Below are 12,099 nucleotides of genomic sequence, written 5' to 3'. Positions count from 1 at the left end.
CCCTGCCCGCCCGGGGCCGTGAGCCCCGGGCCACAGGAACAAGGCCGGTGACGGACCCCCCTCCCGTCACCGGCCTTTCCCGTGCCCTCAGCCCTTGCGCAGCCCTCGTGTCTCAGCCGCGGTGGCCGGAATGGGCCGCATGGTTGGTGCCGATCTCCACGTCCCCGCCGAGGGTGCCGCGCAGCGCCTCGACCACCCCGTCGTCGCCGACGGCGACCCACTTGCGGCCGACGAGGTAGTAACCGCCGTAGTCCTTCGCGTCGTTGATCCACTCCCGCTGCCCGCGGTCGGTGGCGAAGGTGGCGAGGACGAACTTCCCGTCGGAGTTGGTGCAGATGGCCTGACGGATCGTGTCGGCGTCCGTCTGCATGTTCGGCTTGCACTTCACCTCGGCGGCCAGGCTCTCCAGACTGCCGGTCGCCGTGGGCGGCACCGCCTTGGTCCCGCCGCCCGCACCGCAGCCCGCCAGCGCCAGTACGGCCACGGCGGCCGGCAGCAGTCGTGTCACCCTCATCTGTTCCTCCGGTCCTGTGGGCCAAGCATGCCTCAGCTCCTTCGGATACGGCTGCGCGCCGCCGTGCGCTCAAATCCCGGTGACGCGACGACACGGGTTGTGCCAGGGTGGCCCGGTGGACAAGGACTGGGAAGACCGCGTGGCCGCCGCCTGGGCCACCTTCGACGACTATCCGGAAGAGCGTGCGCACGAGTTCCGCGCGGTGATCGACGCGCTGGTCGCCGAGCTGCCGGAGGGCAGCCCCCTGGGCCCGTTCGAGCAGGCCTGTGCCTGGGACTCCACCGGCCACTCGGACAAGGCGGCGCCGCTGTACCGGGAGGCGCTGGCGCGCGGGCTCGGCGGCTACAAGGGACGGCGAGCGAAGATCCAGCTGTCCAGCTCGCTCAGGAACATCGGCGAGGCGGAGGAGGGCGTCAAGCTGCTCACCCCCGAACTCGACGCCCCGCCGGACGAGTTGGACGACGCGGTACGGGCCATGCTCGCCCTGTGCCTGTCCAGCCTCGGCCGCGACCGGGAGGGCCTGTCCCTCGTTCTCGGCGCCCTGGCCCCCCATCTGCCGCGCTACCAGCGGTCGATGGCCAACTACGCCCGCGCGCTGGTCGATCCGCAGGACTGACGGCGGCCCTCGCGGCAGCCGCGTCACCCGTCCGGCGGTGACCTACGCCCGGTTCGCTCGTTCTGCATGACGTGCAGTCACAGGATGTAGCCCAGCGTCACGCGCCCGCCTCCGGGAACACCGGAGCGTTCGACGTCGAGCAGGCCGAGGCCGCGCTCGTCGAGCACTATCCACGGCTGGTCCGGATCGCCTATCTGGTGCTGCCGCCGGGCCTCGGCCGCAGCCGCCGGGTCCTGACCGCACACGCCCTCGTCCAGCGCGCCCTGCCCCGGGGCCGCAAGCGGCAGGCCGCGATCCCGGCCCAGACCTCGGGCCGCCACGGCCGCGACCCCGGGTACGCCTTCCTGCGCGAGCGGGTGCTGTGTACGGCCCTGGAGGCGGCCCGGCCCCGCAAGGGCCTGCCCCGGCTGTCCCAGCTGCCGCCGCTGCTGCCCCAGGTGTGGGGTCTGAGGCTCTTCCCGCGCTCCGGCGGCGCCGACGAACTCGCCCTGGACCAGCGGCTGTCCGCCCTGTCCGGCCCGGCCCGCGCCGCCTGCGTGCTGCGCGGCCTGGAGAAGCTGTCCGACACCGAGATCCGGCGGCTGCTCAAGGCCGCCGGGGTGGGCGACCCGGGCGGCGCGCTGGCCGCGGCGAACGACGTGCCCCTGCGGCCCTCGCTGTTCTCCTCCACCGAGTTCGACCCCTGTCTGCTGCAGGCGCGGCCCACCGATCTGATGCGCCGCCGCCAGCACACCAAGGCCGCCCTCGCCGCCGCGGCCGCGCTCGCCGTGTGCGGGGCGCTGGTGGCCCTGCCCTCCGGCGGCTGGGGTCCGGACGGCGCCGCCGCGCCCGTCTACGCCGAGAACCCGTCCGCCCAGGCCGCTCTCGACCCGGCCCGGCTGGTCCGGGTCTCCCCCGCCGACTGGAAAACGGCCGCGCGCGACGACTTCTCGGTGTGGCCCGCGCGCGGCCCGCTCACCGGGGACACGGCCCTGCTGCGGCGCGCCCTCGCGGTGTGGGCCCGTCCGGGCGGGACGGTCCGCGTCTCGGCGACCCCCGGCACCCAGACCGGCGGCCCGGCCGGCCCGCCGCAGCTGCTGTACGCGGGCCGGGTCGACAACGCCCGCGTGGTGATCTTCTACGACGGCCTGCGCATCGCCCGGTACGCCGAGCCGGTCGACGGCACCGCGGGCGCGGCCCTCGACTTCGCCCGGGCCGACGGCGCGACCGGCGCCGAGGCGAGCGCGCTGGTGCTGAACCGCGCCGACGGCAACGTCCGGTACCTGACCGCGCCCTGGGTGCGCAGGGCGGCTTCGCGGGACCTGACGAAGCCGGACTCGGCCGCGGCCCCGCTGAAGATCACCGACGGCATCACCGCACCGCTGGCCAGTCCCGCGCTGCGGCCCGGCGACTGCACCTCCTGGACCGTGCTCCAGCTGACCGACGCGTCCGGCACCGGACTCACCACCGACCTGGGCGAGTTGATCCCGGCCCACCTCACCGCCGGCCGGCCCGGCGCGGCGGGCGAGGCGTCCGATGCGGCCGGGCTCAGGACCTGGGCGCCGTTCGCCTGCTCGCTGCAGGCGGACCGCGCCGCCGGGGTGCGCAGCGTCAACGCCTGGGCCTTCGCCGAGCAGCCGCTCCCCGACGGCAGCGGGGCGGCCGGCTGGGTGTGCACCAGGGCGGAGACCTGGCGCGGCGACGGCACGGGCGCGCTGGCCCAGTTCCGCACGCCGGGCGGGCCGGCCGGCGCGGTGGTGGCCAAGGGCACGGACGGTCGGTCCTGCGGTCCGCGTGACCCCCATGTGCTCGCCGGGGTGCTGTGGAAGTCGGCGGCGGGTCACTGGTATCTGCTGGCGGCGGGCGACAAGGACACGGCGGCCATCCGGGCCGGCGGCGGGGTCACCGCGGCCGGGCAGGGCCAGTTCCTGGTGGCCAGGGCCGAGCAGGGCGCCCGGGCCAGGCTGACGGGCACGCTGACGGACGGCACGCGGATCGAGGGGCTGCACTAGGTCCGCCTCGAACGGTTCGCGCCGGGTGCGCCGCCCGGCGGCGACGAGAAGCGGGACGACGCGATGCTGATCTGCGTCTCGCGGGCGCGGTGATCGTTTGGTGCTCGATATGTGAACATCTGAGCCCGATCGGATCGGTCATCCGATCGGTAGGGTGTGCGCATGAGTACCGGGGTTCGCCGCAGGATGGGCGTCGAGGAGCGGCGGCAGCAGCTGATCGGCGTCGCCCTCGAACTGTTCAGCCAGCGCTCGCCCGACGAGGTCTCCATCGACGAGATAGCCTCGGCGGCGGGCATCTCGCGCCCGCTGGTCTACCACTACTTCCCCGGCAAACTCAGCCTGTACGAGGCCGCGTTGAAGCGGGCGGCGGAGGATCTCGCCGCCCGCTTCGACGAGCCGCACGAGGGCCCGCTCGGCGCGCGGCTGCTGCGGGTGATGGGCCGCTTCTTCGACTTCGTGGACGAACACGGGCCCGGTTTCTCGGCGTTGATGCGCGGCGGTCCGGCGGTGCCCGCCGACGGAGTCGGCTCGAGAGAGCACGCGTCGGCCACCAACGCGCTCATCGACTCCGTACGGCAGGCCGCCTACGTGCAGATCCTGTCGCACCTGGGTGTCACGGACGCGCCCCCGCGGCTGGAGCTGGTCGTCCGCTCCTGGATCTCCCTCGCCGAGTCCACGGCACTGATCTGGCTGGACGGCCGGCGCATCCCGCGCGCCGAGCTGGAGGTCCAGCTGGTGCACGACTTCGCCGCGCTGGCCGCGGTCGGCGCCGCCTACGACGAGGACATGGCGGCCTTGCTGAAGGAGATGGTCCAGGACGAGCCGGCCGACGGCCCCTTCGCGGAGCTCGTCGGCCGGCTGCTGTCCCTGGCGCCCTGAGAGCGCCCCCGCGTCCCCCGCGTCCCCCGCGTCCTACCGGTCGAACTTCCGGTAGGACGCGTCGAGTTCGCGTACCTCGGCGGAGGCGTGCAGGGTGACGCCGTCCTCCGGTGCCAGGTGCTTGCGGAGCAGGTCGAGCACGGCCTCCGTCAGCCGCGCCTTGGTCTCCTCGCCGCGCCCGGCGAGGAGGCCGATGGTCACGTGCACGACATGGTGGCTCTCGTCCGTCAGACCCTCGTACCCGTACCCGGTGTTGGCCTCCCGGAACAGCGTCTTGCAGGCCTCGGGCCGGGCCGCCGCGATGTCGACGACCGCGTTGTGCAGGTCCCGTACGAACGCCTCCGAGTGGATCTCGGCGTTGTACGAGTAGTCCACGGTGATCTGCGGCATGAGTGCTCCTGTTCTGTCCGGGCGACGCCCCGACCCTACGCGCCCGCCCGCCGGAACACCGCGACGGTCCGCGCCGGGACGCTGAACGTGCCCGTGCCGGCCGCGTAGGACGAGGTCTTCACCACGGGGTCGGCGCCCTTCGCCTGCACCGGGTGCAGCCGGTAGGCGGCGCCGGCCAGACCGGTGTTCCTCTGCTCCTGCCGCTCGGGCGTGGCGTTGAAGACGACGACCAGATCACCGAGCCTCATGGTGATGACACCCGGGGTCTCGTCCTTCCCCGACAGCGGGAAGGACAGTTCGTCCTGCACCTGCGCGGCCGTGCCCAGCGAGAACGCCTTCTCCGTCGTACGGATCCTCAGCAGGTCCCGGTACGCGGCGGAGGCGCCGGTGATCTGCGGGCAGCCCACCTTCACGCCGGTGAGCAGCGGCCGGGCGAAGTCCCACTTGGACTGGTTGTCGGCCGCCATGGGCAGCCCGCGCCCGAAGCCGTTGCCGTCGGCGCAGTTCCAGTGGATGGCGTTGAACCAGTCGCCGCTGTCGAAGGAGTTGCGGTCCAGCGACTTGGAGCGGAGCAGGTCGGTGCCCGCCTGGGACAGGGCCGGCCCCTGCGACAGGGCGGCCGTGGCCATGGCCAGGACCTGCATGCGGGCCCGGTCGGACGCGGAGGTGTCCTTGGGGAGCTTGTAGGTCAGGGCGTCGAAGAGGGACTCGTTGTCGTGCGCGTCCACATAGGCGAGGGCATCGCCGGGGGCGTCCGCGTAGCCGGCGGGCGAGCCGTTGTAGTCGATCTCCGCTCCGGTGACGTCCTTGCCGTCGGTGTCCGTGAAGTGGTACTTCGCGAGGTTTCCGGTGAGGCCGACCTTGATCAGGTCCTGGTAGTGCAGCAGGCGCGCCTTCTGCTCGTCCTTCGAGCCGTTGGCGCTGGAGCCGTTGGGGTCGGTGTAGAGGCCGGACGCGAAGCCCTGGACGCCGGGGTCGGCGTCGAAGGGGCTGCCGCCGCGCACTGCGTCGCGGGCGCGGTCGGAGAAGGTGGCGATGCCGGTGCCGGCCATGTTGGCCTGGGTGGCCTGGACGAACCGGGCGTCGTTGGCGACCTCGCCGAAGTTCCAGCCCTCGCCGTACAGGATGATCTTCTTGCCGTCGACGCCGTCCTTCTTCAGAGTCAGCGCGTCGAGGGCCTTGCGGACCGCGAGGATGTTGGCCTTCGGGTGGTGGCCCATGAGGTCGAAGCGGAACCCGTCGACCTTGTACTCCTTGGCCCAGGTGACGATCGAGTCCACGACCAGCTTGCCCATCATCGCGTTCTCGGGCGCGGTGTTGGAGCAGCAGGTGCTGTTGGCGACGCTGCCGTCGGCGAGCAGCCGCTGGTAGTAGCCGGGCACGATCCTGTCGAGGACGGAGGTGTCCGCCTGGCCGCTGGCCGCCGTGTGGTTGTAGACGACGTCCATGACGACCCTGAGGCCGTCCTGGTTGAGGGCCTGCACCATCCTGCGGAACTGGACCGTGCGGGCCGTGCCGTCCGGGTCGGTGGCGTAGGAGCCCTCGGGGACCGTGAAGTGGTACGGGTCGTAGCCCCAGTTGTAGGCGTCCTTCGCGGCGGTCTTCGCCACGCACGCCTGCTGCTGGTCGGAGTCGGCCGGGTAGGAGGCCAGGTCACAGCCGGGGGTGGCCTGGTCGGCCTTCTTCTCGGGGACGGTGGCGAAGTCGAACGCGGGCAGCAGGTGCACGTAGGACGTGCCGGACTTCGCCAGCGCGCGCAGGTGCCGGGAGCCGTCGCTGTTCTTGTCCGTGAAGGCCAGGTAGGTGCCCCGGTCCCTGGCCGGGACGGTCGTGTCGGCGACCGAGAAGTCCCGGATGTGCAGCTCCTGGATCTGGGCGTCCCTGAGCGGTACGGCCTTGGGCTTGCGCAGGGACGACCAGCCGCTCGGGGCGAGCGCCTCGTCGTTCAGGTCGACGACCAGGCTGCGCTCGGAGTTCGCGGTCAGGGCGACCGCATAGGGATCGGTGACCTTGTTGGTCACCATCTTGCGGACGCTGGGCGCCCACACCTTCACCACGTACCGGTAGGGCTTGCCCTTCCAGGACGCCGGGCCGGTGACGGACCACACGCCGGTGGTGTCGTCGCGGTGCATCGCCTTGAGGGAGCCGTCCAGCTCCAGCGAGACGCTCTGCGCGGTCGGCGCCCAGACGGAGAGGGTGGGCCTGCCGTCGTGGAAGACCGGGCCGAGGTGCGCCTTGGTCGCGGCCGGGTACAGGTCGTCGAGCACGCCCGCGATCTGCACGCCGGTCGCGGCCAGCACGGCGCCGTTGGCGGCGCGCTGGGAGGCGACCAGCTGGCCCCGCAGCGGTGCGCGCACACGGCCGCGGTCACGCGGGTCGACGGACCAGGCGGTGTAGTCCTTCAGGTGCGGGAACTTCGCCTTCTGGGCGTCGGTCAGGGTGGTCTTCTCCAGCCGGATCCAGCGCTCGTCGTCGCTGGTCAGCGTCCCGTCCTTGACGGCGATCGAGCCATCGCGGGAGTACAGCAGCTGGGTGGAGGCGGCGCCGTCGGCGCCGTTCCAGGCGACGGTGTCCCGGTCGATCCAGACCGCCTTGGAGGTGGCCGGGTCGAGGGCGGCCGCGCTGCCCGCCGGCTGCGGCAGCAGGTACTTCTCCTGGCCGTTCAACAGCCACACCTCGTAGCCGTTCGCCTTGAGGTCGAGTGACTGGTCGGCGGGCAGGTCCTTCTCGTCGCCCTTGTGGACGATGTAGCTGAGGCTGGTGGCACCCTCGGCGAGCGGCACCTCGAAGACAGCGCCATAGGCATCAGTCTTCACCGGCTTCAGGGGGTTCGACCAGTCGGTGGGGTTCGCGGCGCCCGTCCAGACGTGCAGGCCCCAGCCGTCGTAGTTCCCGTCGGCGCGGTGGTAGTGGAGGACGGCCTTGGTCCTGTCCTGCGCCGGGTAGCCGGGCTTCTGGGTCAGGACGTCCGGCTTCCCCTGCTGGACCCAGACCTCACCGGTCTTGGTGACGTCGATGCTCCGGTCGGCGGAGACGTCCTTGTTCCCGTTCTTGTCGACGACCAGGAAGCCGACATCGGAGGCGCCGGGCTTGAGCCTGACGTAGGCGAAGGCGCCCCAGGCGTCCCGGCCGGTGAAGGGGTGGCCGGCCGGCCAGGTGGTGGCCTCGCCGTCGGCGATGTCGCCCCAGGCGTACAGGCCCCAGTTGCCGTAGTCGCCGTCGGCGCGCTGGTAGTGGACGATCGCGTAGTCGCGGGAGGAGGCGGTGGGGACCTCGGGTGCGGGCGGGGGGCCGGAGGTGCTGCTCGCCAGGGCGCTCGCGGTGTGCCCGGCGGCGTCGATGACGACGGCCTTGTAGCGCAGTGCGGTCCCGGCGGGCACGTCCTTGCCGAGGGTCTGGGTGACCTTGTACGGGGCGTGGTCGGCGGAGCCGAGCACCTGCCACCTGGCGTTGCCGACCTGGGCGGCGAAGACGACCCGGTTCAGCCGGCCGCCGTCGACGCCGGCGGTGACGTCCACGGTGCCGGTGGCTCCGGCGGCCGGGGCGGTGAGGGTGATCGTGGGCTGCGTGGCGGGCTCGGCGAGGGCACCGGCGGCCTTGTAGACGACGGCGGACTCGGCCGGGACGGTGATGCCGATCTTGCGGTCGGCGTCGGAGGTCACGGTGTCCGTGGCGCCGTAGACGCCGTGGTACGACATGCCCGCCGAGCCGGTCGCGAAGGTCGCCGTCTTCGCCTCGTCCGCGTTGTTCAGGGCGACGACGTACTCCTGGCCGGTCCTGGCGTCCGTCCGGGTGAAGGCGTAGATCCCGGGGCCGTCGGCCGCGTAGCGCTCGGTCTGGACGCCGTCGGCGAGAGCCGGGTTGGCCTTGCGGAGCTTGGACAGCGCGGCGATCCGCCGGTACAGCGGGGCACGGGTGTCGTAGGAGTCGCTGGCGTGGGTGCGGTCGGTGCCGATCTCGTCGTCCTTGAGATAGTCGGGCACCTGGGAGGCGAACATGGTCTGGCGGGCGTCCTTGTCGCCGCCGGCGCCGGTGAAGCCCTGCTCGTCGCCGTAGTAGACCACCGGGTTGCCGCGGCTGAGGAACATCAGCTCGTTGGCCAGCTCGTCCTTCTTCAGGATCTCGGCGTCGGTCGCCCTGGGGTTGTCCTGCTGCAGGAAGTACCCGATGCGGCCCATGTCGTGGTTGCCGAGGAAGGTGACCTGCTCGTACGCGTTGGCCTTGTCGGTCGTGTACTTCCAGTCGTCACCGAAGACGCTCGCCAGCTTCCGCGCGCTCGCGCCCTGGGAGGCGTAGGCGCGGGCCGCGTCCTGGAAGGGGAAGTCGAGGGTGGCGTCGAGGCGGCCCCGGGTGACGTACGGGGACGTGATGTTCGTGTCGGCGGAGTAGACCTCGCCGAACAGGAAGAAGTTCTTCCGTCCGTGCGCCGCGGCGTACTTGTCGAGCGCGGTCGCCCACTGGGTCCAGAACGGCATGTCGACGTGCTTGACGGTGTCGATCCGGAAGCCGTCGACGGCGAAGTCCCTCACCCACCGCTCGTAGATCTGCTCCATGCCGTGCACGACCTCGGGACGCTCGGTCCACAGATCGTCCAGGCCGGAGAAGTCGCCGTAGGTGGCGGACTCGCCGGCGAAGGTCGAGTCGCCCCGGTTGTGGTACATCGTGGGGTCGTTGAGCCAGGCCGGGACCTTGGACCGGCTGGTGACCGTCGGCGTGTACGGGAACGAGGCGCGGGAGACCGCCGGGAACCTCCTGCCGCCGTCCGCGTAGTCGGCGTCGTCGAAGGGGCGGCCGTCCTCGGTCAGGTAGGGGAAGGCGCCCTTGGAGCGGTAGTCGGAGGACTTCTCCCGGTCGGCCACGACGTCGGCGGTGTGGTTGGTGATGACGTCGAAGAAGACCTTCATGCCCTTGGCGTGCGCCTTGGAGATGAGGTTCTTCAGGTCCTGGTTGGTGCCGAAGTGCGGATCGACCTGGGTGAAGTCGGTGATCCAGTAGCCGTGGTAGCCGGCGGAGGCGTTGGCGCCGGCGCCCTGCACGGGCCGGTTCTTGAAGATCGGGGCCATCCAGATGGCGGTGGTGCCCAGGCCCTTGATGTAGTCGAGCTTCTTCGTCAGGCCCTTCAGGTCGCCGCCCTGGTAGAAGCCCTTGTCGGTGGGGTCGTAGCCGGTACTGAGCCGGGAGCCGGTCAGTCCGCCCCTGTCGTTGGAGGTGTCGCCGTTGGCGAAACGGTCCGGCATGACGAAGTAGAACTGCTCGCGGGTGTCGTCGTGCCGGGCCGGCTGGGCGGCGAGGGAGGCGTCCGAGGGGGGCGCGGGCGGACTGGCGGCGTGCGCCGCCAGTGGCTGGATCAGTGCGGCGGCGAGGGCTGCGGCGGTGACGGCCGCGGCCCGTTTCGCTCTCGGTATCACAGGCGGTAACTCCTAGCGCAAGCGGCTCTCTTGGGTCCGACCCCGCGCGACCGTATCGCCGCCGAAAGCATTGCTGCAAGAGTCTTGAAACTCATAGCAAGAAGTTTCAGCACCAGTCTTGACGTGCCCTTCTCAACTGCCTCACGCTCACCGGTTGTTGAACCCCCACACCTTCTTCGGAGCCGCACATGACCGGAAACCGACACCGAACCCTCGGTCCGCCGGGGCCCGTCCGTCGCACGGCCGGCGCCGTGGCCGCCGGCGCGCTCGCCCTCGCCGGCGTGCTCGCCCTGCCGGCCCCACCCGCGCAGGCGGACACCACCGCCAAGGGCGACGTGATCGCCAACCTCTGGGAGTGGAACTGGGACTCCGTCGCCGCGGAGTGCACCAACGTGCTGGGCCCGGCGGGTTACGGCGCGGTCCAGGTGGCGCCGCCGGAGGAGTCCCTCAAGCAGTCCTCGTCCTACTGGTGGGACGTCTACCAGCCGTACTCGTACAGCCTGAACAGCCGCTTCGGCAGCCAGGCGAAGTTCGGCGCCATGATCAGCGCCTGCCACAAGGCCGGGGTGAAGGTCTACACGGACGCGGTGATCAACCACACCGCCGCGCAGACCGGCACCGGGTACAACGGGTCGGCCATCACCGACAAGTACTCCACCCCGGACTGGTCCCGCGGCGACTACCACGACTCCGGCCAGTGCCCGACCTCGGACCTGACCATCCAGGACTACTCCAACCTGACCCAGGTCCAGAACTGCGAACTGCTGGGCATGCCCGACCTGAAGACCGGGTCGGACACCGTCCGGGCGGGAATCGCGAACTACCTCAACACCCAGCTCGCGCTGGGCGTGGACGGCTTCCGGATCGACGCGGCCAAGCACATCCCGGCGGCCGACCTCGCGGCGATCGAGGGCAAGCTGACCCACACCACCTCGGGGACGGCGCCGTACGTCTTCCAGGAGGTCTATCCGGGTGCCACCCCGCAGCCGAGCGACTACTACGGCACCGGCGACGTCCTGGACTTCACCTACGCCGCCAGGTTGAAGTCGGCGTTCCAGGGCAACGTGAGCGACCTGGCGTCGCTGTCGTCGTCCGGCATCCTGCCCGCCGCCAACTCGGTGTCCTTCGTGACCAACCACGACACCGAGCGCAACGGCACGGACATGTCGTACAAGGACGGCGACACCTACAAGCTCGCCAACCTCTTCCAGCTCGCCTACAAGTGGTCGGCGCCGACGGTGTACGCCAGCTGGGAGTGGACGCAGAGCGACCAGGCCCCGCCGAACTCCGCCGGGTTCGTCACCAGCACGGACTGCTCCGGGGGCGCCTGGTACTGCCTGGACCGGGACACCGCCGTGGTCGGCATGGTGGCCTGGCACAACGCCACCGACGCGGCCGCGGTGTCCGACTGGCAGACCAAGTCGTCGTCCGTGATCGGGTTCGGGCGCGGCGGCAAGGGGTTCTTCGCGCTGAACAACGGCACGTCGGCGGCCACGTACACGTTCACGACGGGCATGGCCGACGGCACGTACAGCAACGTCGTCGACGGCGGCAGGACGACGGTGACCGTCTCCGGCGGCAGCGCGTCCATCACGATCCCGGCGAAGAGCGCGGTCGCCTTCTACAACGCGTCCTACACCTGCACGGTGGGCTGCGGGGACGCGGGCGGCAGCTCCGGTGACACGGTCAGCGCCACCTTCGACGAGTACGCGCCCACGACGTCCGGCACCGACGTGTACGTGAGCGGCTCGATCCCGGCCCTGGGCGGCTGGGACACCTCGAAGGCGGTCAAGCTGTCGTCCGCGGGCTACCCGGTCTGGTCCGGCGAGGTGAACGTCCCGGTCGACACGTCCTTCACCTACAAGTACATGAAGAAGGACGCCTCGGGCAACGTCACCTGGGATTCGAACGCCAACAGGTCCGCGGCCACGACCACATCGGCCCTCACCCTGAACAACTCCTGGAACGTGGCGGACACGGACGCCACCGACGTCACCTTCAAGGAGAACGCGACGACCGACTGGGGCACCAACGTCTACGTCACGGGCTCCATCCCGTCCCTCGGCTCGTGGAACACCGGCGACGCGATCCCGCTGTCCTCGGCCGCCTACCCGACGTGGAGCAGGCTGGTCATCGTCCCGAAGAACACGTCCTTCACCTACAAGTACCTCAAGAAGGACTCCTCCGGGAACGTGACCTGGGAGTCGGGCGCGAACCGCTCCTACACGACGGGCGGTTCCTCCGGATACACCACCGGCGACACCTGGAAGTAGCGGGAGCGAAAAGGCGAGGGCCCGCCGC

At 71.1% G+C, this 12,099-nt stretch carries 7 protein-coding genes; 4 read left to right on the top strand and 3 right to left on the bottom strand.

Annotated elements, in window-relative coordinates:
• Window positions 1-112: 112 nt before the first annotated feature.
• On the bottom strand, window positions 113-514 hold the full coding sequence (locus OG956_RS26360; RefSeq protein ID WP_330340475.1) for a hypothetical protein: 402 nt from the start codon (window positions 512-514) through the stop codon (window positions 113-115).
• 115 nt (window positions 515-629) lie between these two features.
• Here OG956_RS26360 and OG956_RS26355 point away from each other — a divergent pair, with 115 nt between their 5' ends.
• The 3 genes from OG956_RS26355 (at window position 630) to OG956_RS26345 (ending at window position 4,000) form a co-directional block, all read left to right on the top strand.
• A complete protein-coding gene (locus OG956_RS26355; protein ID WP_443065612.1) occupies window positions 630-1,130 on the top strand; it encodes a tetratricopeptide repeat protein in 501 nt (166 codons plus the stop codon).
• A gap of 71 nt (window positions 1,131-1,201) precedes the next feature.
• Window positions 1,202-3,121 (top strand): hypothetical protein, encoded by a 1,920-nt coding sequence (locus tag OG956_RS26350; protein ID WP_330340474.1) that lies wholly within the window; start codon window positions 1,202-1,204, stop codon window positions 3,119-3,121.
• 162 nt (window positions 3,122-3,283) lie between these two features.
• On the top strand, window positions 3,284-4,000 hold the full coding sequence (locus OG956_RS26345) for a TetR/AcrR family transcriptional regulator (protein ID WP_330340473.1): 717 nt from the start codon (window positions 3,284-3,286) through the stop codon (window positions 3,998-4,000).
• 33 nt (window positions 4,001-4,033) lie between these two features.
• Here OG956_RS26345 and OG956_RS26340 read toward each other — a convergent pair whose 3' ends face one another.
• Together OG956_RS26340 and pulA are read right to left on the bottom strand one after the other, a co-directional pair.
• Window positions 4,034-4,390 (bottom strand): 5-carboxymethyl-2-hydroxymuconate Delta-isomerase, encoded by a 357-nt coding sequence (locus OG956_RS26340; protein WP_330340472.1) that lies wholly within the window; start codon window positions 4,388-4,390, stop codon window positions 4,034-4,036.
• A gap of 35 nt (window positions 4,391-4,425) precedes the next feature.
• Window positions 4,426-9,798 (bottom strand): pullulanase-type alpha-1,6-glucosidase, encoded by a 5,373-nt coding sequence (pulA, locus tag OG956_RS26335; RefSeq protein ID WP_330340471.1) that lies wholly within the window; start codon window positions 9,796-9,798, stop codon window positions 4,426-4,428.
• Between the two features lie 188 nt (window positions 9,799-9,986).
• On the opposite strand from pulA, the gene OG956_RS26330 reads away from it, so the two are divergent.
• Window positions 9,987-12,071: a carbohydrate-binding module family 20 domain-containing protein gene (locus tag OG956_RS26330; protein ID WP_330340470.1), complete on the top strand. Its 2,085-nt coding sequence runs from the start codon at window positions 9,987-9,989 to the stop codon at window positions 12,069-12,071.
• The last annotated feature ends 28 nt before the right edge of the window (window positions 12,072-12,099 follow it).

It is taken from the genome of Streptomyces sp. NBC_00557, from assembly GCF_036345995.1.
Taxonomy (GTDB): domain Bacteria; phylum Actinomycetota; class Actinomycetes; order Streptomycetales; family Streptomycetaceae; genus Streptomyces.
The sequence above is the reverse complement of the archived record's forward strand: the minus strand, read 5'-3'. Positions and strand labels throughout refer to the sequence as shown.